Annotated in this window: 23 protein-coding genes; 10 read left to right on the top strand and 13 right to left on the bottom strand. The window is 62.1% G+C overall.

Translation table 11 applies throughout. The annotated features are described in order from the left end of the window. Positions 1-22: 22 nt before the first annotated feature. The 3 genes from HX868_RS27345 to dksA are packed head-to-tail and all read right to left on the bottom strand — an operon-like array spanning position 23 to position 2,307. Positions 23-667, bottom strand: coding sequence for a DUF1826 domain-containing protein (locus HX868_RS27345; RefSeq protein WP_095014053.1), 645 nt, complete (start codon positions 665-667; stop codon positions 23-25). Continuing rightward, positions 667-1,875: a zinc metallochaperone GTPase ZigA gene (gene zigA / locus HX868_RS27340; protein WP_177004994.1), complete on the bottom strand. Its 1,209-nt coding sequence runs from the start codon at positions 1,873-1,875 to the stop codon at positions 667-669. Before zigA ends, HX868_RS27345 begins: the two co-directional genes overlap by 1 nt. 27 nt (positions 1,876-1,902) lie before the next feature. Continuing rightward, positions 1,903-2,307 carry an RNA polymerase-binding protein DksA gene (gene dksA, locus HX868_RS27335; protein ID WP_177004993.1) on the bottom strand — a complete coding sequence of 135 codons (405 nt, stop codon included), beginning with the start codon at positions 2,305-2,307 and terminating at the stop codon, positions 1,903-1,905. A 127-nt stretch (positions 2,308-2,434) separates the two neighbouring features. Here dksA and HX868_RS27330 point away from each other — a divergent pair, with 127 nt between their 5' ends. Beyond that, the gene (locus tag HX868_RS27330; RefSeq protein WP_177004992.1) at positions 2,435-2,803 is read left to right on the top strand and encodes a glutamine synthetase; all 369 of its coding nucleotides are present in this window, start codon (positions 2,435-2,437) and stop codon (positions 2,801-2,803) included. Here the strand turns inward: HX868_RS27330 and HX868_RS27325 are convergent. After that, on the bottom strand, positions 2,800-4,002 hold the full coding sequence (locus HX868_RS27325; protein ID WP_177004991.1) for an N-acetylmuramoyl-L-alanine amidase: 1,203 nt from the start codon (positions 4,000-4,002) through the stop codon (positions 2,800-2,802). The two genes, HX868_RS27330 and HX868_RS27325, sit on opposite strands and share 4 nt — an antisense overlap. A 130-nt stretch (positions 4,003-4,132) precedes the next feature. Between HX868_RS27325 and folE2 the strand changes: the two genes are divergently transcribed. Genes folE2 through HX868_RS27285 form a run of 8 tightly spaced genes read left to right on the top strand, consistent with a single transcriptional unit; the run spans position 4,133 to position 10,582 of the window. Beyond that, positions 4,133-5,023 carry a GTP cyclohydrolase FolE2 gene (gene folE2, locus HX868_RS27320; protein WP_177004990.1) on the top strand — a complete coding sequence of 297 codons (891 nt, stop codon included), beginning with the start codon at positions 4,133-4,135 and terminating at the stop codon, positions 5,021-5,023. Then, entirely contained in the window at positions 5,020-5,688 is a 669-nt protein-coding gene (locus HX868_RS27315; RefSeq protein WP_177004989.1) for a metal ABC transporter ATP-binding protein, read from the top strand. Before folE2 ends, HX868_RS27315 begins: the two co-directional genes overlap by 4 nt. After that, a complete protein-coding gene (locus HX868_RS27310; protein ID WP_177004988.1) occupies positions 5,688-6,554 on the top strand; it encodes a metal ABC transporter permease in 867 nt (288 codons plus the stop codon). Before HX868_RS27315 ends, HX868_RS27310 begins: the two co-directional genes overlap by 1 nt. Positions 6,555-6,565: 11 nt before the next feature. Next, on the top strand, positions 6,566-7,444 hold the full coding sequence (locus HX868_RS27305; RefSeq protein WP_177004987.1) for a metal ABC transporter substrate-binding protein: 879 nt from the start codon (positions 6,566-6,568) through the stop codon (positions 7,442-7,444). Further along, on the top strand, positions 7,441-7,854 hold the full coding sequence (gene hisI / locus HX868_RS27300; RefSeq protein WP_016978685.1) for a phosphoribosyl-AMP cyclohydrolase: 414 nt from the start codon (positions 7,441-7,443) through the stop codon (positions 7,852-7,854). Before HX868_RS27305 ends, hisI begins: the two co-directional genes overlap by 4 nt. Next, complete coding sequence (locus HX868_RS27295) at positions 7,851-8,411, top strand: gamma carbonic anhydrase family protein (RefSeq protein ID WP_028618554.1); 561 nt, start codon at positions 7,851-7,853, stop codon at positions 8,409-8,411. Before hisI ends, HX868_RS27295 begins: the two co-directional genes overlap by 4 nt. A 3-nt stretch (positions 8,412-8,414) precedes the next feature. Beyond that, the gene (locus HX868_RS27290; RefSeq protein ID WP_177004986.1) at positions 8,415-9,752 is read left to right on the top strand and encodes a dihydroorotase; all 1,338 of its coding nucleotides are present in this window, start codon (positions 8,415-8,417) and stop codon (positions 9,750-9,752) included. 11 nt (positions 9,753-9,763) lie between these two features. Further along, positions 9,764-10,582, top strand: a complete 819-nt coding sequence (locus HX868_RS27285; protein ID WP_177004985.1) for a His/Gly/Thr/Pro-type tRNA ligase C-terminal domain-containing protein — start codon at positions 9,764-9,766, stop codon at positions 10,580-10,582. Here HX868_RS27285 and HX868_RS27280 read toward each other — a convergent pair. Further along, the gene (locus HX868_RS27280; protein WP_016978689.1) at positions 10,566-11,087 is read right to left on the bottom strand and encodes a DUF3617 domain-containing protein; all 522 of its coding nucleotides are present in this window, start codon (positions 11,085-11,087) and stop codon (positions 10,566-10,568) included. The two genes, HX868_RS27285 and HX868_RS27280, sit on opposite strands and share 17 nt — an antisense overlap. Before the next feature lie 130 nt (positions 11,088-11,217). On the opposite strand from HX868_RS27280, the gene cls reads away from it, so the two are divergent. Then, entirely contained in the window at positions 11,218-12,657 is a 1,440-nt protein-coding gene (cls, locus tag HX868_RS27275) for a cardiolipin synthase (protein WP_177004984.1), read from the top strand. Positions 12,658-12,778: 121 nt separating this feature from the next. Here the strand turns inward: cls and cfaB are convergent, their stop codons facing one another. The 8 genes from cfaB to hflK (HX868_RS27235) all read right to left on the bottom strand — a co-directional run bounded on the left by cfaB (position 12,779) and on the right by hflK (HX868_RS27235) (position 21,932). Continuing rightward, positions 12,779-13,963, bottom strand: coding sequence for a C17 cyclopropane fatty acid synthase CfaB (cfaB, locus tag HX868_RS27270; RefSeq protein ID WP_038845439.1), 1,185 nt, complete (start codon positions 13,961-13,963; stop codon positions 12,779-12,781). Positions 13,964-14,050: 87 nt separating this feature from the next. After that, positions 14,051-14,839 carry an HvfC/BufC N-terminal domain-containing protein gene (locus HX868_RS27265; RefSeq protein ID WP_177004983.1) on the bottom strand — a complete coding sequence of 263 codons (789 nt, stop codon included), beginning with the start codon at positions 14,837-14,839 and terminating at the stop codon, positions 14,051-14,053. After that, the gene (gene bufB, locus HX868_RS27260) at positions 14,830-15,675 is read right to left on the bottom strand and encodes an MNIO family bufferin maturase (protein WP_038845437.1); all 846 of its coding nucleotides are present in this window, start codon (positions 15,673-15,675) and stop codon (positions 14,830-14,832) included. Before bufB ends, HX868_RS27265 begins: the two co-directional genes overlap by 10 nt. Before the next feature lie 65 nt (positions 15,676-15,740). After that, positions 15,741-15,995 carry a BufA2 family periplasmic bufferin-type metallophore gene (gene bufA2, locus HX868_RS27255; protein WP_016978693.1) on the bottom strand — a complete coding sequence of 85 codons (255 nt, stop codon included), beginning with the start codon at positions 15,993-15,995 and terminating at the stop codon, positions 15,741-15,743. A 116-nt stretch (positions 15,996-16,111) separates the two neighbouring features. Continuing rightward, the gene (locus HX868_RS27250; protein WP_177004982.1) at positions 16,112-17,998 is read right to left on the bottom strand and encodes a cation-translocating P-type ATPase; all 1,887 of its coding nucleotides are present in this window, start codon (positions 17,996-17,998) and stop codon (positions 16,112-16,114) included. Next, on the bottom strand, positions 17,995-19,029 hold the full coding sequence (gene hflK / locus HX868_RS27245) for a protease modulator HflK (protein ID WP_177004981.1): 1,035 nt from the start codon (positions 19,027-19,029) through the stop codon (positions 17,995-17,997). Before hflK (HX868_RS27245) ends, HX868_RS27250 begins: the two co-directional genes overlap by 4 nt. Beyond that, positions 19,026-20,015 (bottom strand): protease modulator HflC, encoded by a 990-nt coding sequence (gene hflC / locus HX868_RS27240; RefSeq protein WP_177004980.1) that lies wholly within the window; start codon positions 20,013-20,015, stop codon positions 19,026-19,028. The genes hflK (HX868_RS27245) and hflC overlap by 4 nt, the downstream gene beginning before the upstream one ends. 12 nt (positions 20,016-20,027) lie before the next feature. After that, complete coding sequence (gene hflK, locus HX868_RS27235; RefSeq protein ID WP_177004979.1) at positions 20,028-21,932, bottom strand: protease modulator HflK; 1,905 nt, start codon at positions 21,930-21,932, stop codon at positions 20,028-20,030. Positions 21,933-22,035: the final 103 nt, after the last annotated feature.

Raw genomic sequence — 22,035 nt, 5'->3', positions numbered from 1 at the left:
TAGAGCGTTTGATCCTACGCGGTTATGCGAGCCAATCCAGTGTCAGGATCAATCGGCGCTCATCGGCCTTGAGCGCCGGTGACCGGTGGATCAGGCCGTAATTCTCATTACCGTGCCATTTGGTGCCCTTGAGCAGGGCGACTTCGCCGCAATGGATCTGTTCGACACGCTCGTTGGGTTCGGCCTCCGGCTGGCTCAGCCTGCGCCGGTCCATCACGCCTTCGCGCAACCACTGGCTGCCGATCCCGGCATAGGTGGTGATCAGCCGCACTGGCACATGGTCGACGTGAAACCGTGGGCACATCGCCCTATCCAGCAACCTCAAACGCACACCAATACGCTTGGCGCCCAGCAAGCAGGCGAATGCGCTGACCAGCCACGACACGTCGGCAATAAAGCCTTCGTAGCCTTCAAGATCACGGCAACTGGACGCCAGTCCCTGCAAGTTGGGTACGGCGTCTTCGTTGTTGAGCTCGATCACCATGGAATCGGCCAACGGCTCGTTGAGCGCCACCAGCAAGGCGCCGAACTCGGCGATGTGCAACGGCAACTGCCGCTCCCACACGGCCAGGTTGACGCCATCTTCCAGGATGTCGGACAGCGCCAGCGGGGTTTCGCCACGGGTCTGGCGTATCACGGGACGCAGGGGAATCACCGGGGCCAGCATCAGGCGGCTGCCTCCTCATACCAAGGGCCAAAAGGATCGGCCAGCAGGCGCCAACCGTCGACGCCCAGGGCCATTTCTTCATCGTTGAGCAGACACGCGTCCAGCTCGGCACGCAGTTGGGTGAAGTCGATGTTCTGCCCGATAAACACCAGTTCCTGGCGGCAATCACCGGTGCTCAGTTGCCAGTTGCCCATGATCGCCGCAATGCTGTCTTCGTCCTGAGGCCACTGGCTTTTTGGCACAAAGCGCCACCAGCGTCCGGCAAAACCATGGCGCATCAAACCGCCGGCCTGGGACCAACTGCCCGCATCCTGGTGCTTGCTGGCCAGCCAGAAAAAACCCTTGGAGCGCAGCAGTTTGCCGTTGACCCAGGGACGGTCGATAAAATCAAAAAAACGCTGGGGATGGAACGGCCGGCGTGCACGGTAAGCGGTGGATGCGATGCCGTATTCCTCAGTTTCCGGCACATGTTCACCGCGCAGCTCCTGCAACCAGCCTGGCGCTTGGGAGGCGCGTTCAAAGTCGAAACGGCCGGTGTTGAGGATCTTGTTCAGCGGCACTTCGCCCATGACCATCGGGATGATTTCAGCCTGGGCATTGAGGCGCTCAAGGATCGCCATCAACTCTTCGCGTTCGCGGCTGCTGATCAAGTCGATTTTGCTGATGAGGATCACGTCGGCGAATTCGATCTGCTCGATCAGCAGGTCGGTGATGGAGCGCTCGTCTTCTTCACCGAGGGTTTCACCACGTGACGCCAGGCTTTCGGCGGCCTGGTAGTCGAGCAGGAAGTTCATGCCGTCGACCACGGTGACCATGGTGTCCAGGCGTGCGATGTCGGCCAGGCTTTGCTCGTTTTCATCGCGGAAGGTGAAGGTCTCGGCCACGGGCAAGGGTTCGGAGATGCCGGTGGACTCGATCAGCAGGTAATCGAAGCGACCTTCCTTGGCGAGTTTTCCCACTTCAAGCAACAAGTCTTCGCGCAAGGTGCAGCAGATGCAGCCGTTGCTCATCTCCACCAGTTTTTCTTCGGCGCGGTTGAGCGTGACGTCGCGCTGGACTTCGCTGCCGTCGATGTTGATTTCGCTCATGTCGTTGACGATCACCGCCACCCGCAGGTTTTCGCGGTTGCGCAGGACGTAGTTGAGCAGCGTGCTTTTACCGGCGCCGAGAAATCCGGACAACACAGTAACGGGGAGACGATTGGGCATCAGGTATTCCTCATCAGGGTTGGCCGGTCAAATCGCCCGTTTGTGGCGTTCGCGCAGCTCTTCACGTTCTTTGGCTTCGATACACAGGGTGGCGGTAGGACGCAGCAACAAGCGCTGTAGGCCGATGGGCTCGCCGGTTTCACGGCACCAGCCGTATGCGCCGCGCGCCAGCAAGTCGAGGGCGTCGTCGATCTTGTCCAACAGCTTCTTTTCCCGCTCCAGCAGGCGCAGCTGCCATTGGCGCTGTTCTTCGGCGCTGCCGACATCGGCGGGGTCGCTGTTGGTTTCCTGCTCGCGCAGTACCAGGAACTCGGCGTCAATGCGGGTTTGCAATTCACTGCGTTGGCTCAGCAGCAACTCACGGAAGAACCCTTGCTGGGCTTCATTCATGTAGTTGGCGGAAGGCTGGGCCAGGAGGTCTTGTTCGGTCATGGGGAGCGGTTCACGGGTCAGGCTGTTTTTTAATGTTATAGTATAACAATACAAATAAGCCAATCCCCTCTTGCTCGCCACGACGAAGGGCGCAATGCTTGAATACTTCCCGACCTCGAGAAACCCGATGAAACGCTTGGTGTGCGCCCTGTTATTGGTTGCCGCGGGACCTGTCTGCGCCCAGGTGCCGAGCCTGCTGGCCCATTGCACGCGCAGCGCCAACCTGCTCGCTTGCGTTGACCCTTTAGGCAACGCCTACAGCGTGGCGACGGTCGGCAGCACCACGTATTTGCGCGGGTACGAGGTGATCGGCAAACGCTATTGGGCACAGACCAACAGCCGCTACGGGCAACTGACGTTCTTTACCGGGTTGGCGTCGGATGGTGAGGCGTGGGTCGGCTACACGCGGCGCGTGGGCTGGACCACCCTCAACCGGTTTTCCAGTTCGGGTGGCGCCAGCGCCAAATTCACCTGTAGCCGTATAACCGGCTGTTAGACCTGGCCGTTCTTCTGCTCCTGCACCCATGCCATGTAGCTGTTCATGGGTGGGTTCTTCTGGAAGTATTTTTTCAGGCCTTCAAACAGGCCATCGGCAACCGCCTGTTGATGACGCGCGGTGACCAGCCGCGCACTGTCCCGCGCGTTGGAAATAAACCCGGTTTCCACCAGGATCGACGGCACGTCCGGTGACTTGAGCACCGCGAATCCGGCTTGTTCCACGCGCTTCTGATGCAGGCTGGTGATGCCTTCCAGGCTGCCCAGGATCGAGCTGCCCAGTTGCAGGCTGGACGCGATGGTGGCGTTCATCGACATATCCAGGATCACCCCGGCGAGCATCGGGTCCTTGTCCTTCAGATTGAGCAGGCTGGTGGCGCCGAGCAGGTCGGCGCCGTTTTCCCGCTGCGCCATGAAGCGTGCGGTGGCTGAAGTCGCGCCGCCTTCGGACAAGGCATACACCGAAGCGCCCGACGCAGTGACCCTCGGCGCCGCATCTGCATGTACCGAGATAAACATGTCGGCATTGTGCTTGCGGGCGATTTCCACGCGTTTGCGCAACGGTACGAAGAAGTCGTCGTTGCGTACCAACTTCACGGCAAAACCCTTCTCGCGTTTCAAGCGCTTGGCCAATAGTTGGGCAATCGACAGCACCACATCTTTTTCGCGCTGGCCCTTGGAACCGACGGCGCCCGGGTCTTTGCCGCCGTGTCCGGGGTCAACCACCACGATGATGTCACGCTTGGGGTGGGCCTTATCCACACGTGGGGCGGGTTCGGCAGCGATCTGACGAGGCGCCTGGGTAGCGCTGGTCAGATCAAGCACCAGTCGATGACCCTGCCCGTCCTGCGGCGGCAGCACAAAACTGTTGAGCTGCATTGGGGCGGACAAATCCAGCACGATTCGCGTATCGCCTTTGCCGAAATGCCCGGAGCGGATCGAAGTAATCCCACTGTTCTTCAGCGCCAACTGAGAGAAATCACCACTGAGCCCGGCGCCGCTGAGGTCGATGATCAAGCGTTCCGGCGCGCTCAGGGTAAACGTCTTGTATTGGACCGGACCGCTGAGGTCGAACACCAGGCGCAGCTTGTCGTCCGAGCGCCACAAGCGGGCGTTGTTGATCTGCGTGGCGTGGGCGGTAAACGGCAAGGTGAACAGCGGGCTGGCCAGAAGCAGGTTTAGGAGCTGACGTCTGTGCATGAAAAAATTACCGCAAATAAAGGAGCGTCCTTACTCGACATGACTGAAAAAAGGCTGGAGCAGAAAAATCATCGTCGACCCAATAGTTATAATATAACATGTCTTTTTATTTCCAACGATGGACCTGCTCATGAATGCGCTGACTCTGCCGGATATCGCCGCGCAGGCTTCACGCCAAGCCTTGCCACTCGACTGGGTCGGCATGTGCGGCATCGCCCTACCCATCCTCATCGACGGCCAGCGCCTGACCGCCACCGCCGATGCAGGTGTGAGCCTGGACGATGGCGCCGCCCGTGGCATTCATATGTCACGCCTGTACCTGGCCCTGGAGATGCTCGACCAGCAGCCGCTTACGCCTGCACTTCTGCGTAATGTACTGCAGCGTTTTCTCGACAGTCATGAAGGTTTATCTAATAACGCCTACCTGCGCATCCACACCGATTTGCTGCTCAAACGCCCGGCGCTGGTCAGCCCGCTGGCCGGCTGGAAAGGCTACCCGGTGAGCATCGAAGCGCGTCTGGAAAACCAGATGTTCCACGTGGAACTAAAAATTGACGTTACTTATTCCTCAACGTGCCCTTGCTCCGCTGCCCTCGCCAGGCAGTTGATTCAGCAACAATTTCTCGACGACTTCGCCAACTCGCCTTTGCAGCATGAAGACGTATTGACCTGGCTCGGCAGCGCCAACGGTATCGTCGCCACGCCTCATAGCCAGCGCAGCAGTGCGCAGTTGCATGTCGAGCTGCAAGGCGAGCAACTGCCTCTCACAGCGTTGATCGACACCGTCGAAACCGCCCTGGGCACCGCCGTACAAACCGCCGTAAAACGAGCAGACGAACAAGCCTTCGCCCTGGCCAACGGGCAGAACCTGATGTTCTGCGAAGACGCCGCCCGCCGCCTGAACCTCGCCTTGAAACGCTCGGATGCCGTCAAAGCCTTCCACCTGAAAGTGGTCCATGCCGAAAGCCTGCACGCGCACGATGCCGTGGCTGAAAGCCGCTGGACGAGAAACCCTGCATGATCACCTGCACCGCTTTGCGCTGGGGCGCGCCCGGCCAACCGCTGACACCCGCCATCGACCTTACCCTGGAAAAAGGCAGCCTCACCGGCATCATCGGCGCCAACGGCACCGGCAAAAGCAGCTTGCTCAAAGTCATCGCCGGCCTGCAGAAACCCCTGGCGGGTAAAGTCACGGTGGATGTTCCACGCCGTGGCGGGCTGTCGTTTCTGCCCCAGCAGCAACACTTGGATCGACAGTTCCCCATCAGCTTGCAGGAACTGGTCGCTGCCGGTTTCTGGGGCACGCAACTGTCCCCGCAACAGCGCAATCAGCGGCTTGAAGCAGTACTGGAAGACTGGTGCCTCAGCGGCCTTGAGCATCGCCCGTTGATGGCACTGTCCGGTGGCGAGCTGCAACGCGCCCTCCTTGCCCGCATGAGCCTGGCCGAAGCGCCCGTTCTGCTACTCGACGAGCCCCACGCCGCCCTCGATGAAGAAGGCCAGGCGCTATGCTGGAAACACATCCACGCCTGGCATGAGCAAGGCCGCACGCTGATCGTGGTCTGCCATGACCTCGCCTCCGTGCGCCACCACACCCAGCAAGTGGTGCAGATCAAAAGCACCGGCTGCGTGTTCGGCCCGAGCAAAGAGCTGATCCGCCCGCAACCACAGATGCAGGTGGCCTGATGCATTTCGCCGCCCACCTGTGGTTGCCCTTCGTCGACTTCGTGTTCATGCGCCGCGCCCTCATCGGCGGCTTGGTGCTCGCCTGCAGCACCGCGCCGCTGGGAGTGTTCCTGATCCTGCGGCGCATGAGCCTGATCGGTGACGCTGTCGCCCACGGCATCCTGCCCGGCGCAGCCCTCGGCTTCTGGTTCGCCGGCCTCAGCCTGCCCGCCCTGACCATCGGCGGCCTCGGCGCGGGCCTGAGCATGGCTGGCCTGTCCGCTTGGATCACTCGCCGCACCGGCCTGCGCGAAGACGCCAGCCTCGCCGCCATCTATCCCATCTCCCTGGCCGCGGGCGTGTTGATCCTCGGTATCGCCGGCAAACGCCTCGACCTGCTGCACCTGCTGTTTGGCTCCGCCCTGGCCGTGGATGAAACCACCCTCACCGGCATGCTGTGGGTTTCCAGCTTCAGCCTGATCGCCATGGCCGTGATCTACAAACCGCTGCTGCTGGACACCCTCGACCCGTTGTTCCTGCAGACAGTCAGCCGCCTCGGCCCGCTGGCCCACGGCTTGTTCCTGACCCTGGTGGTGCTGAACCTGGTGATCGGCTTCCAGGCCATCGGCGCCTTGATGGTGGTGGGCCTGATGATGTTGCCGGCCATCGCTTCACGTTTCTGGAGCCGGCGTCTGCCGGTGTTGATCGCGGTATCGGCAGTGCTGGGATGCCTGTCGGTGTGGCTGGGTTTGTTGCTGTCGTTCTACTACTCGTTGCCCAGCGGCCCGGCCATCGTGCTGGTGGCCGGCGCCGGGTATCTGCTGTCCGTGGTCTTCGGTCCGGTGCACGGCTTACTGCGCCGCCCGCCTTTGCTGTCATCCCAATGAGGTGTTTCCCGATGCGCGCTCTACTCGTGCTGTTCAGTCTCGTCCTGTCGTTGTCGACGGCCCAGGCCGCCGTCAAGCTTCAGGTGGTTACCAGCTTCAGCATCCTCGATGACATCACTCACCAGATTGGTGGTGATCACATCCAGATCAGCAACATGGTCGGCCCCGACGCCGACGCCCATACCTACGAGCCCACTCCCGACGATGCCAAGGCATTGCTCAAGGCCAAGGTGATCATCAAGAACGGCCTGGGCTTCGAACCCTGGCTGGACCGCCTGGTGACCAGCACCGAAACCAAAGCCACAGTGGTGACCGCCAGCAAAGGCGTGATCTCCCACACCATGGAAGAGGACGGCGAAACCATCCCCGACCCGCACGCCTGGCACAACCTGGCCAATGCCGAAATCTATGTAAACAACATCACCAAGGCATTGATCGCTGCCGACCCGGCCAACAAAGCCGACTACCAGCACAATAGCCAAACCTACCTGAAAGAAATCTATCGCCTGCTGGCCGAAGCCAAGACCAAGTTCGGCGCTCTACCCGCCGGGAACCGTCGCATCGTCACCTCCCACGACGCCTTCGGTTACCTGGGCCAGGCTTACGGCATCGAGTTCCTCGCGCCACAGGGCCTGTCTACCGAACGCGAGCCGTCCGCCGCCGAAGTGGCCGCGCTGATCACCCAGATCCGCAAAGACAAAGTCAAAGCCGTGTTCATGGAAAACATAAAGGATTCGCGCCTGCTCAAGCAGATTGCTGACGAAAGCGGCGCGCAGATCGGCGGCACGCTGTACTCCGACGCCCTCGCCGCGGAAGGCCCGGCCAGCACCTTTACCGGGCTGTTCGAATACAACCTCAATACCTTGTGCGCCGCCCTGAGCAAGCCATGACCCTGAGCATGCTCGACCTGGAAGGGGCTGCCGTCGGCAGCCGCTTTCCCCTCGAACCCGTGCTCGACGCCCTGCCATGGAACAGCGACGGCCTGATCGCCGCCATCGCCCAACAACACGGCAGCGGCGAGGTATTAATGCTGGCCTGGATGAACCGCCAGGCCCTCAAGGAAACCCTGGGCACCGGGCAAGTCTGCTACTGGTCGCGCTCACGCCAGCGGTTATGGCGCAAGGGCGAAAGCTCCGGTCACTGGCAACAACTGGTGGAAGCACGCCTGGATTGCGACGGCGACGCGGTCTTGCTGATCGTCGACCAGCAAGGTCCGGCCTGCCACACCGGTCGGCCGACCTGCTTCTACAACGCCATCGACGGCGACTACGTCCACATCATTACGGAGCCCTTAGCATGATCCGCAAAAACCCGTCCGGCGATCTGCCCGTGATTGCCGAGTCGGCCTACGTCGACAAGACCGCCATCATCTGCGGCAAGGTCATCATTGGCGAAAACGTTTTCGTCGGCCCCTACGCCGTGATCCGCGCCGACGAAGTCGACGCCAGCGGCGGCATGGACCCGATCATCATCGGCGCCAACTCCAACATTCAGGACGGCGTGGTCATCCACTCCAAATCCGGCGCGGCGGTGACCATCGGAGAGTTCACCTCGATTGCACACCGCTCCATCGTCCACGGCCCCTGCACCGTCGGCGACCGCGTGTTCATAGGCTTCAACAGCGTGCTGTTCAACTGCGCCGTGGGCGACGGCTGCGTGGTGCGCCACAACTCGGTGGTCGACGGCCGCGACTTGCCCGCCGCGTTCTACGTGCCCTCCACCACCCGTATCGGACCGAACACCGACCTCTCGCAATTCCCGCCGGTGAGCGTGAGCGCCTCGGAGTTTTCCGAAGACGTGGCGCGCACCAACGTTGATTTGGTGCGCGGCTATAAAGCCCTGCAAAACGAGTTCTGAACCATGAGCCGCCTGCTGATCCGCAACGCCCGCCTGGTGAACGAAGGCCAGGTATTCGACGCCGATGTGTTGGTTGCCAATGGTCGTATCGAAAAGATCGCCAGCAGCATCCAGGACAGCAACGCGCCTGTCGCCATCGACGCCCAAGGCCAATGGCTGCTACCCGGCATGATCGATGACCAAGTGCACTTTCGCGAACCTGGCGCGCCGGACAAAGGCAGTTTCTACAGCGAATCTCGCGCAGCGGTCGCCGGTGGTATCACCAGTTTCATGGACATGCCCAACACCCACCCGGCCACCCTCGACCTGGACGCCCTGGCCGACAAGAAACGCCGCGCCGCCCTGCACTCGGTGGCCAACTATGGCTTTCACTTCGGCGTGAGCAACGACAACCTCGATACCGTCGCCGCCCTCGACCCACGTGAGGTGGCCGGGGTCAAAGTGTTCATGGGCGCTTCAACCGGCAATATGCTGGTGGACGATCCACGGATCCTGGAACGCCTGTTCGCCGAAGTGCCCACCATCCTGCTGGCTCATTGCGAACACACGCCAAGTATCCAGGCCAACGAACTGCGCCTGCGCGAACGTTTCGGCGAGCACATCCCCGCCGTCGCGCACCCGCTGATCCGCGATGCCGAGGCGTGCTATCGCTCGTCATCCTTTGCCGTGGAATTGGCCAAGCGCCATGGCACCCGCCTGCATGTGCTGCATCTGACCAGCGCCCGCGAACTGGCGCTGTTCGAAGACAAGCCGCTAGCCGAAAAACGCATCACCGCCGAGGTCTGCCTGCACCACCTGCTGTTCGATGACCGCGACTATCACCGCCTCGGCCACCAGATCAAATGCAACCCGGCGATCAAGACCCGCGCCGACCGCGACGCCTTGCGCCTGGCGTTGCTGAGCGACCGCCTGGACGTGATCGGCAGCGATCACGCGCCGCATACCTGGGCACAGAAGCAGTTGGCCTATCGTGAAGCACCGTCCGGCTTGCCATTGGTCCAACACGCTCTGCCGGCGCTGTTGGAGTTGGTGGCCGATGGGCTGCTGCCGCTGACCACGCTGGCCGCAAAAACCAGCCACCGCGTGGCCGACCTGTTCGCCATCCCGGATCGAGGTTATCTACGTGAGGGTTATTGGGCCGACCTGGTGCTGATCAAACCGGAGCCCGAAGGCAAGCCCGTCAGCAGCCAGCCGATCCTGGCCCGCTGCGGCTGGACGCCCTTCGCCGAACGCAGTTTTCGTCACAGCGTCAGCACCACCCTGGTTTCCGGCCACTTGGCTTTTCATAACGGTCAGGTAATCGACAGCTGCCAAGGATTACCTTTGCATTTCCAGCGCTAGAGACGACGGCGATGATCCGGATCACCCTGCCAGACGGCACCCAACGCGAGTACGACGAGGCGCTGTCGGTTTACGAGGTAGCCGCCAGTATCGGCTTGGGGCTGGCCAAAACCTCGGTCGCCGGTCGCGTTGACGGTGTGCTGGTGGGTTGCGAACACCTGCTGGAACAGGACGCCCGACTCCAGATCATCACCACCCAGGATCCCGAGGGGCTGGAGATACTGCGTCGCTCCTGCGCAAGTCTGTTGGCGATGGCCACTCAGCAACTGTTTCCCATCGCTCAACTGACAGCCGGGTCGCCCATCGACGATGGTTTTTTCTACGACTTAGCCTACGAACGCGCCTTCACACCGGTCGACCTTGAACAGATCGAAGCACGCATGCGCCACTTGGCGAACACCAATCATTCGGTGCGGCGCCTGGGCGATTTTGAAGCCCTGTGCCACGGCCTTCATGTGCCCAGCACCGGTGTGATCCGGGCCTTCAAGCTGACCAAGGTCACCATCAACGCGTCGCAGCAACGCATTTACGGCACCTGTTGGGCCAGCCAGCAGGCTGCGGTGCTCACCCTGAGTGAAAGCCAGGCCGACTTCGGCCAGCAGGTCTGTGAAGCATTGAGACGTGTGGGTATACGGGCGGTGGTGGACCGACGCAACGAGAAGGTCAGTTACAAGATGCGCGAGCACAGCCTGCACCAAGTGCCGTATCTGGTGATTGTTGGCGAGAGGGAAAAAGCCGGCGGCTACGTCAGCCTGCGTAGCCGCCTGGGGGAAGACCTCGGTCAGATGAGTGTCGAAGCCCTGTGCGAAAGGCTCAAGCGCGAGGCTTGACCGTCCCGCAATCGTTGCCCAGCCACTGGGCATGGCTGTCCAGGCTGCCCTTCTGCTGAATGCCGGTGGCATTGAAAGTGCCGTTGACGGTGGTGGTGAATTCTTTCTGGCTCTGGAAGGTTGCTACACCCGTGCCTTGGGCTTTCGGGCAACTGAAGCGGAATTTCCACTGGTTACCGGTCTTGTCGGTCACTTCCTGCTTGCAGCCCGATTGCGGGTCGGTCAGCGGGATCGAATCAGAGGCGACCTGCGCCGGGGTGAGGCACACTTGCACGCCTTTGCCGGCCATGGTGATGCCTTGTTTTTCGAGCATGGCGCGTTGTTCCGGGGTCATTTGTTGCTTGAGCTGACCGAGGATCAGTGACAGGTCCGGCAAGTCCTGGTTATCGACTTTCATATTGCTGGTGGTCAGTTCCCACAAGCCCGGCGCCAGCATCTGCGCCTGCGCCGCCACCGGCAGCGACACACCAATCATCATGGCCAAAGACAGCAGACGAGCATTCATCGGGTAACTCCAAGGTAATGTTGGGCGTTAGACGCCGCAAAGGTGCCAGGGTTGCACGGCAAATAAAATAGCGACATTCCTGACCAGACATGGTCTGTTAGGCACTGGATTGCCTAGAGTAACGTCGTTCATGGATTTCTTTGGCCCGCACCTGCTCGCCTACTTCATCGCCACGCTGCATTTTCTCGGGACCCTCGCCGCGATCCACGCGGTGCTGACCGTCAGGACCGCCCAGGGCTCAATCGCCTGGGCCTTGTCGTTGATGTTCATGCCTTACCTCACGCTCATCCCCTATCTGATTTTTGGCCGCAGCACCTTCGACGCCTACATCCAGGCCCGTCGCCAAGCCAACCAGGAAATGCACACCGCCATCACCGAGCTGAACTGGCGCCCATGGGTCGAAGAAGCCCTGGCCGCGCGCAACTCCAGCGCCTACGCCTCGCTGCGCGCCATGCCCAAGCTGGGCCGCATGCCGTGCCTGGCCAACAATGAAGTGCGTTTGCTGATCAATGGCGACGCCACCTTCAGCGCAATCTTCGCGGCGATCCGCACTGCCAAGACGGCGGTGTTGTTCCAGTTTTTCATCATTCATGACGACGAGCTTGGCCGCCAACTGCACGCCTTGCTGAAGGAAAAGGCCGCAGAAGGCGTCGCCATCTACGTGCTGTACGACCGCATCGGCAGCCACGCCCTGCCCCATCGTTATGTGCAATCGCTGCGCGACGCCGGGGTGAATGTCAAAGCCTTCGCCACCCGCAGCGGCTGGCTCAATCGCTTTCAGGTCAACTTCCGCAACCACCGCAAGATCGTGGTGGTGGACGGCATCACCGGGTTTGTCGGCGGGCATAACGTCGGTGATGAATACCTGGGCAAGAAGCCGCCGCTGGCGCCGTGGCGCGATACCCATGTGCAGGTGACCGGCCCGGTGGTGGCATGCTTGCAAGAGTCGTTTGCCGAGGACTGGTTCTGGGCTGCGCGAGAACTACCGCCGCTGATATTGCCGGACGCCTACCCCGAAGACGGCGTGCTCTGCCAATTGCTCGCCAGCGGTCCGGCCGACCCCTATGAAACCTGCTCACTGTTCTTCGTCGAAGCCATTCACGCGGCGACCGAACGCGTATGGATCACCAGCCCCTACTTCATCCCCGACGAAGCAGTGTTCTCCGCCTTGCGCCTGGCCGTGCTGCGCGGTGTCGACGTGCGCCTGCTGCTGCCCTCACGACCTGATCACCGTATCGTCTACGCGGCGTCCAGCCTGTACGCGATCGAAGCCGTGCGCGCCGGCGTGCGGGTATTCCGCTATACGCCGGGCTTCCTGCATCAGAAGGTGGTGTTGGTAGACGACGAAATCGCCGCCATCGGCAGTGCGAACATGGACAACCGTTCGTTCCGGCTGAATTTCGAAGTGATGTTGCTGACGGTCGACGAGGCCTTCGCCAAGGAAGTCGAGCACATGCTGCTGGACGACTTCGCCCTGGCCCATGAAGTCAGCCAGGAAGAAAGCCGCGAAACCCGCCGCCTTCAGCAACTGGGCATGCGGATCGCGCGGCTTATTTCACCGATTCTCTAACAAACAACCCAATACCCACTGTAGGAGCTGGCTTGCCAGCGATGGCGGTGTATCAGTACCGAATCAGTCGGCTGACACCACGCAATCGCCGGCAAGCCAGCTCCTACAGTGTTTTCAATAATCAGCGGTAGATATCTTCCCGTGTCCACGGCAGATCATGGCTGCCATCGGCATGGGGTTTCACCGCCAGAATCTGGTGCAGGTTGATCCAGCCCCGCGCAAACGCATAGGCGCAACCGGCCAGGTACAGCCGCCAGATACGCAACGCTTGCTCCGGCACCATCTTGGCCGCCGCTTCCAGGTTGTCTTCCAGGCGCTCGCTCCAATGGTCCAGGGTGCGTGCGTAGTGCAGGCGCAGGCTTTCGACGTCGACCACTTCCAGCCCGACTTCGCTGATCTCCGCCGTCATCATCGCCAGGTGTGGCAGCTCGCCGTTGGGGAACACGTAACGCTCGATGAACTCCCCGGCGCCGCGCCCCACAGGGCGACCATCGGTATGCTTGGCGGTGATGCCGTGGTTCATCACCAGGCCGCCTTCGCGTACCGCGCCGAACAGGGTCTTGCAGTATTCCGCCAGGTTGGCGTGGCCGACGTGTTCGAACATGCCCACGCTGACCACTTTGTCGAAACGGCCGTCCTGCGGCAGGTCACGGTAGTCGAGCAGTTGCAGGTCCACCTGGTCTTCCAGGCCTTCGGCTTTCACCCGTTCCCGGGCCAGCGCCAACTGCTCCTTGCTCAGGGTGATGCCAAACACCTTGACCCCGAACTCCCGCGCGGCAAACCGTGCGAGTCCGCCCCAACCACAGCCGACATCCAGCAAGTACTCGCCAGGCTGCAGCCGCAACTTGCGACACAGGTGGCGGAATTTGTCTTGTTGGGCCTGGTCGATGGATTCGCTGCCGGTTTCGAAATAACCGCAGGAATACGCCATGTCCTGGTCCAGCCACAGCTGGTAGAACTCGTTGGACAGGTCGTAATGGTAGGAAATGGCCGCTGCGTCAGTGGCCTTGTCGTGGATCGAGCGCACCGGACGACTCCCCTCGTCGTCCTCGATCAGGGCGTGACTCAATTCGTCACACACCCGTATGACCTCGGCGATGGAGCCTTCCAGCTCCAATTTCCCCTCGACGAAGGCTTCGCCCAGTGAATCGAGCGTTGGATGAGTCAGCTTGGTCACGACCGTGGGGTCCTTCACCACGATGGTCACACTGGGCTCGGGGCCCAAGTTGAATTCATGGCCGTCCCAGAGTCGAAGACGCAGCGGTAGCTGAAGATTCTGTAAGGCCGGTGGAAGTTGCGCGAGCATGAGTAGTCCCCCCTTGTTTCAGACGTCTGCTGAGAGGTTAGACCATCCGAAGACAAAGTAGGAGGCTATCGATTTGATAGCGCTCCTCTATGGGGCTCGACGCTCGAGCAACCCGTCTTGGACCCACTGCTTCAGCCACGTGACGGCCTGCAGTGGCGCACCCTCTGCATGAGTGAATGCCAACTCGGCGCACAGTTCGGCAAAATTCCAACCGGTGGTCGCCATGCCTGCCAGGGCGCTGGCTTCGGCGGGTTCCAGGCTGCGGTAGTGGCAGACATTCTGATGGCGCCACACCAGACACGTCTGCGCCGGGGCCAGCGCGTGGCTGTCGGGGAAGTCGGATTCGTCCTTGCTGGCACGCCAGATCGCTACGCTGTTGAACTGACACAGCAGCGGTTGCACCGTCGGCGCCAGGGAAACCTGCAACACCGGCCACGCCTCTGGCGGCAACGACGCCATGTCGTTCAGCGTCAGCGGTTCGCACTGCGGCGCATCAAATGCCAGAGTAAATGCCCACTCCAACCGCGCCAGCTCCGCCAATGGCGCACTCTGCTGCGCCACCAGATGCTCAAGGATAAACACCGGGAAACGCTCGCCCAGCCAGCGCAGGCTGTAGTGGGCCGAGGGGTAGCGCCGCAGGTAGGCTTCGGTCAGCGCGGCAAACTCGTCATCGCCCAGCCAATAAAGGATGGCGCTGAAGTCATGCCGCAAGACTTCCTGCAACCGTGAGAGGTAGGCGTTGTGGTAAATCGCCAGGCCCGTGTCCACATCCAGCGTCGGTCCGCCCAGCAACGTGGCGGCGAAGTCACTGCGGGCACTCGGTGTGTCGGCTAACAGATGCTGTTCGAAGGCCAACTGCCAATCGGTCAGGCGCATAGCTGTCTCCTGGCCAGGGCGGTCGCGCCCAGTTCACGGGCCTTGCTCAGCTCGGTGAGCAGCTCTTCAAAAGGTGGGAAATGGTCGTCCCGCTCCAGCAGCGTCGACACAGGCCCCAGATGCTCAAGCGTCTGTTGATAAAGCGCCCACACCGGATCACACACCGGATGGTCGTGGGTGTCGACCACGTAATCGCCGTAGTCCATATGCCCCGCCAGGTGCAGCTGGCGGATGCTTTCCGGCGGCAAGTTACGGATAAACGTCCAGGCATCAAAGCCATGATTGCGCGAGCTGACGTACACGTTGTTAACGTCGAGCAAAAGCTGGCAGCCCGACAGGTGGGCCAGGGCATTGAGGAATTCCCATTCGGTGAATTCGTCCGCTTTCGAACGCACGTAACTGGAGACGTTTTCCAGCACCAACGGGCGTTGCAACACGTCCTGCACTTGGCGCACACGGGCGGCCACGTGGTAGAGGCTTTCTTCGGTGTAAGGCAGCGGCAGCAGGTCATGCAACTGGTGGGCGCTGCCGCGGCTCCAGCACAGGTGATCGGAAACCCACGCCGGCTGGATACGCTCGGCGAGCTGTTTGATCTGCTTCAGGTAATCGGTATCAAGGGCATGCGGCCCGCCGATGGACAGGGACACCCCGTGCATGACCAGGGGATAACGCTCGGCTATCGCATCCAGGTAATACAAGGCTTTACCGCCCTGGACCAGGTAATTCTCGGAGATCACTTCGAACCAATCCACCGCCGGCGATTGTTCAAGGATCTGCTGGTAGTACTCACTGCGTAAACCCAGGCCGTAACCAAGGCTCGGAAGAGAGGTAGGCATAAGACACTCCTGGGAAAGTGTCCGCAGCGGTGGGGGCGACCGCTGCGGGTGCACTTGGCGGTCGGTTATTCGCCGACTTTGCCGCCAGCCTTGGTGCAGGCATCGGCACTGGCCATTGCCTTGAAGCCCTGGCCTTTGCAAGAACCCTGGCCTTTGCAGGCATGGTCCTTGGTTTTGCAGTCGTTCTGGCCTTTGCACGCGTTGATGCCGTAGCAGTGAACGGCGGTGTCAGCGGCTTGAGCCTGAGTGACAACACCGGCAAACATAGTGGCAGCGGCCATTGCGAGAGCGGCACCAGCAGCAGCGGATTTGATGTTCATTGTTGTATTCCTCATGATCGTAGGGGTGTCGGTCTGAACGGATTGTTCAGTCTCGACACACCACTAGAGTGAGGTCCCTCAGCCGCGTTACAGCCGTGTGCAAATATTTCTGAAAATTATTCTTCGAGCTTTAAAAGGGGCTCCTGGAAGCGTAGCAAACGTCCGGCATTCCCCAGTACCAGCAAGGTACTGAGGTTATGCAACACCGCTGCAATCATGGCGCCCGCCGCCCCCAACCAGCCAAACGCGGCAAACACGACAATGGCCAAGGTCCAACCCAGGCCGATGATCACGTTGACCTGCAAGGTCTGCCGGCACTGGCGGCTCAAGCGCACACAGGTGCCCAGGCGCCGCAGGTCGCTGCCGATCAGCACCACGTCCGCCGACGCCAGGGCAATATCCGCCCCGCCCGCGCCCATGGCCACACCGACCACACCGGCCTTGAGCGCCAGGGAATCGTTGATGCCATCCCCCACCACCATCGGGCGAAAGCCGCTGCCGATCTCACCCAGCACGCGGTTGAGCTTGTCTTCCGGGAGGGCCTGGGCTTCGACGTCGCTGATGCCTACCTCCAGCGCCAGGCTGTTGGCCACGCTTTGCCGGTCGCCGGTGAGCAGCAGTTGGCGGCCGAGACCGAGGTCACGCAGTTCTTGCAGGGCCTGGCGTGCCTCCGGCTTGACGCTGTCGGCCAGCAGCAACCAGGCGAGGAACTGCCCATTCAGCGCCAGCCCGGCGATGGGGCCATCGTGGTTCGGCACGGCGGTGGTGACGATGCCCAGTTGCTCAAACAACTCCGGCCGACCCAAGGCCGCTTCACCCTGATCGGTCTGCGCCACGACGCCCAGCCCCTGGCGTTCGCGAATATCCGTCAACGCCAGCAACTGTTCCTGCGTCGCCAAGCTCGCTAATGCCCGGCTGACCGGATGGCTGCTGGCCGAGCCCAGGCTGGCCGCCAGATTCAGCAGCACCTGCCGATCCGGTGCGGTGGTTTCGATGGATTGCAGGCGCAGGGTACCGAAGGTCAGCGTCCCGGTCTTGTCGACTACCAACGAGGTCAGGTCCGCCAGCTCCTCCAGAAACGCCGAGCTGCGAATCAAAATCCCATGCCGCGCCGCGACCGCGATCCCGGCAATCGCCGTGGCCGGCGCCGACAGCACCAACGCGCACGGGCACGCCGCCACCAGCACCGCGAGCATCGCCTGGGCGTCGTTGGTTACGAACCAGGTCACCGCCGCCAGCAACAACACCAGCACCATATAGCTGCCGGCATAGCGCTCCAGCAGCCGCGTGATCGGCGGCTTGGACCGCTCGGCGTTCTGCATCAACGCGATGACTTTGCCCAAGGTGGATTCATTGCCCGTGCGCGTCACTTGCAGGCGCAGTAAGCCATCCAGGTTGATCGCCCCGCCAAACACCTGCACGCCCACACTGGCCTCCAACGGCACCGACTCACCGGTAATCGGCGCGGTGTCCAGGCTCGCCTGGCCCGACAGCACCACACCGTCAGCCGGCACCCGATCACCGGCGCGCACCTCGACCACATCGCCGGTGTTCAGCGTACCGTTATCCACTTCAACAATGCTGCCGTCAGCCTGCACCAAACGCGCGTGGCTGCGCGTCAGCTTGCCCAACGCATGGATCGCTTCCTGGGAACCGATCACGCTGCGCTCTTCCAACACATGGCCGAAGATCATGATGATCGGCAGCAACGCCGCCGTCAGCAGATCCCCTGTGGCCCAAGCACCGAGCATCGCCAGGGCGATCAGTTGATCGGTGATGCCATGCAAACTCGGAAACCGCAGGCTGTACCAGGCCGAACGCATCACCGGCACCGCCACCAACAACGACGCCACACCCAGCAGCAGTTGGCTCACGCCGGTCTGGTCCGGCGCCAGCCAGCGCCAAACCAGGCCCAGCACCAGCAAACCCAAGGCCAGCATGGCCAGGGTCAATTGCCGGGCAGCGCTGCGCTGTTCGGCGGAGGTCAGCATGGGTGCGCTCATTGTTCGGCTCCCTGGATGATCAAGCGGGAGTCGTCTTTCGGATCGACCGTGGTCACGGAGCCGGCCTGGCCGAGAATTTTCGGCAAGCGCTCGCGGTACAGACGCAGCAGCAAACCCGGGTCTTTCACCTGGGCCAGGCTGGCCACCGTCGCGGTTTGCGCCTGGGCATTGGCCAGGCGTTCGCTGGCCTGGGCGTGGGCGACTTGCACCAAGCGGTCGGCCTGCTGGGTTGCGGTCTGGGTAAGTTTTTCCGCGTCGGTGCGGGCGTTGGCCACGGCTTTGTCGGCTTGCTGGCTGGCGGTCAGCACGGCGTTGAACGCATTGACGGCCGGGCCCGGCAGGCTGGATTGCACATCGACACGGGTCACTTGGATACCCAATCCCAAGCCTGTGGAAGCCAATTCCACCAGGCGCTTGTTGATGCCTTGCACCAAGTCACCACGCAACCGCTCACGGCGCTCGGCGGCGCCGTTGTCGGTGCCGATCAATTCAGGTCGCGCCACCAGAATCGTGTCCAGGTCCCGCGCCGCGGTGAGGGCCACCGCGCTGCGCGTCACCAGTCGATCCAGGGCCGGCAGCACATGATCGCCCTGCAACACAAAGGCATAGGGTTCGGTGACTTTGTAGAACACCCGCACATCCAGTTGCACCACGCCAGCATCGCCAGTCAGCAGGTAACCGGAACCCGCCAGCGCATCACTCAAGGGCGTGGCGAAGCTGGCCACACGGTCGGCCTGGATAGCCGCGTCGGAGCGCAGCAGGTTCTCCACCCGGCGTTCGATCACGCGGTCAGCCGCCGGTAGCAACACCACCTGCTCGAACGGCTGCGGCCACGCCAGCAACAGCCCGGCGTTCTGAATACGGTCGAGCGCGCCGAAATGCAGGACCACCGCACGGTTCTGCGGGTCGATCTGGCGCACATTGGAAAACGCCCAGGCCAACGCCGCCAATACCGTCACCGCGTACAACGCCAGGAAGGTCAGGCGCCCGGCCTGGATCCAGGGGCTGTCCGGGCTGTCACGCATCGTCATGGCTGGACGTCCTTCGGCCCGTCCACCAAGGCGCGGAACGGCGCCGCGTCGGTGCGCAGGATGATCTTGGTGCCTGGCGTGACAACGGTGCCCAAGGTGTCCAGAGAGCGCAGCAGGTTGTACAGCTGTGGATTACCCGCGTAGGCGCGGCCATAAATCTGCGCCGCTTCGACCCGCGACTGGGCCTCGATATCGGCAGCCTTCACCGTGGCATCGGCCTGCACGATGCGCGCATCACGCTCGGCGGCGGAGCGGATCTGCGCGGCCTCGCGCTTGCCCACGGCGGTGCGTTCGGTGGCGATGGTTTCACGCTCGGCGCGCATGCGGTCGACGGTGGCGGTTAGCGTGACCGACGGCAAGGTCAGGCGTTCAACGCCGACCTGGGCCACGCGCACGCCGTAGGTGGTGAGCAATTGTTGATCAATCTGCTGGCGCAACTGTGCTTCGAAATCAGCGATGCGCACCTGGCTGGCGTCGGTGTTGATCAGGCTGGATAGGTCGAAGCTGGCGGCCGTGGTTTCCAGCGCCGAACCCACGAAGGTACGAATCTGCCGCGCCGCTTCATCCGGCTGGTTCTGCACAGCGCGCATGAAACGCTGCACGTTGTCCGCGTCGCCCTGCACCTGCCAGGCCACATAGGCCTGCACGATAATCCGCAGGCCGTCGCGGGTGCCCACATCCTGCAAACCGCTGGAGGTGGTGCGCAGGCGCAAATCCACCGGGATCGCCGCTTCGAACGGTGCTGGCCAACGCCAGCCCAGGCCCGGCTCCAACAACACCCGCGACGGATTACCGAAACGGGTAATCACCGTGGCCTCGCCGGAACGCACCTGCACCAGGCTGGCGGCGGCAACCGCAAACAGCACCAGCAACAGCGCCCAGGCCATACGCCGCCAGGGGAACGGGCCGGCCGCTTGTTCGTCACCGTGATGATGGTGGTGGTGATGGCCGTGATGATGACCGTGATCGTGAGAATGAGCGCTCAACAGACAGACTCCTTATTGAACGGCTTTACGCGGCACCGAAGGATCGGCCGGCAAGGTAAAAGAACGCAGATCGATCGTCGGCGCGCCGTCGGCACCCAGGCGATGATCCAGAATCAGCAGCTTGGCGTGAGCCAGGCCCTGGCTGAGTTGGCCGAGGTACTGTTCCAACACGAACGCCTGGCCGGCGGTGGCATAGGCCTTTTGTTCGGCGGCAAAACGCAGGTTGGCCGCCTGGGCGCCCGCGTTCACTTCGCGGGCGGTGGCGGTGGCCTGGTCGCGAGCGGTGCTGGCTTGCAGCAACGCCTGGTTGGTTTGCTCACTGGCCGCACCGCGTTCGCGGGAGATCAGGGCTTGGGCGCCGATCTGCGCGGCTTGCACACCGTGGTAAGCGTTGGCGGCGCCTGCCGGCGGGTGGATCGCCTCCACCACCGTGGCGAGAATTTCCACGCCGCTGTCGAGCTTTTGCAGGTCGGCCTGCACGGCGCGGCCGATTTCGTCGGCCAGGCGGGTGCGTTGTTCGCCGAGCAATTCGTCGAGGGTGCGCGAGGCAAAATCATGCACAAGGATGCGGCTGGCGGTGCTGCGGATCAGGGTCGGCACGTCCGCGCTGTTATAGGTGGCGGCGAGCGCGGCCTGGTCGGTGAGGCCGATGCGGTAGACGAACCGCACATCCATATTGACGATCTGGAAGCTCTGTTTGTCGCCGCTGCTGCTGGCGATCACCTGGGACTTGTCATTCACATGGCTGGCGTCCCACAAACGGTTGGCGATCAGCGGCGCCGGGCCTTCGGCAGGCGCCAGCTCCGGTGTGGCGGCTTCGCTGACGCTGGTGGCCAGTTCATGCACCACGCCGTTTTCAACACTGATCACGCGGCCCAGTGGCCACGGCAATCCGGCATGCAGGCCAGGGCCGAGGACCTGCACCGGCTTGCCGAAACGTTCATAGATCCCACGGCCTTGCAGGGGCACTTCGTGCACCCCCGTGAGCGCCCAGCCTACCGCCAGCACCACCAGTAACACCGGCAGGAACGCCCGGCGCATGTAGGTAAATGCCCAGATCTGGCGCAAGTCGATGCCAAAGCGGTTGTGCAATTCATGTTGCAATGCGAGCAAGGGTTGCGGCGGCCAGCGTAACAATCCGGCGATAAAGCTTTGCGCCATCAGGCGCGGCTCGAGGCGTGGCTGGCGTGGGCTGAACAGGGACAGCACGGCTCTTAATAGACATTCAAGCGAGACAAGGGCCGGCAGCAAACCGATCAACACAGCCAACCTCAGTGGCCAGACTGAGTTAGCCCCGGCAAACAGCAGACACACCGCACTGACCACCAGGCAAATAATCGCTACTCGGCTCAACTGCGCCAGTTGCGAGGCTTCCGGCCATTGCGCGGCGGTCTCCTGGGCCAGACGGCGTTCAAACACCAGCAGACCAAACGCCAATCCCAACCCCAGCGCGGCGCCGATGCTCGCCGACTGACCTACCGGTGCGGCGGGCAAAGCCAGGTTACAGAACTCGACAATGCTGACCAGCGCCAGCAACGACCAGCCGCCGAGCCACAACACCGGAGCGCCAATCTGTTGGCCAAAACGCTGCACAAGGCGCGCGTAGCGGCTTGCGTCTTCAACCGGCACATCAACCGTCGGTTCTTCCAACGCCTGGGCACGCCAATCCGCCACCCACCACGCCGACTGCAACCCGGCCACCAACAGAAGCAACGCCGACGCACAATTGATCAACACCACTGGCCAGATCGACAGCGGCGCAAACAACGCGACAAACAGCGCCAGCACCCAGCCGGCAACGGCCAACACCGTCAGACTGATACCGGCCTGACGCAATCGCCGAGCATGAAACAGCCCCTGTTGAAAACGCGGAAGGCCTTCCACCGAAGCGCCGTCAGCTTCCAGATCCACTCGCATCCACTCAACGCCCGCCTGTACATGATTCGTTACGATATAACACGGAGCGTGAAATTTTTGTTCGAATACAACGCAAATCCCCTGTGGGAGCGGGCTTGCTCGC

The organism is Pseudomonas reactans, assembly GCF_013385825.1.
GTDB lineage: Bacteria > Pseudomonadota > Gammaproteobacteria > Pseudomonadales > Pseudomonadaceae > Aquipseudomonas > Aquipseudomonas reactans.
The sequence above is the reverse complement of the archived record's forward strand: the minus strand, read 5'-3'. Positions and strand labels throughout refer to the sequence as shown.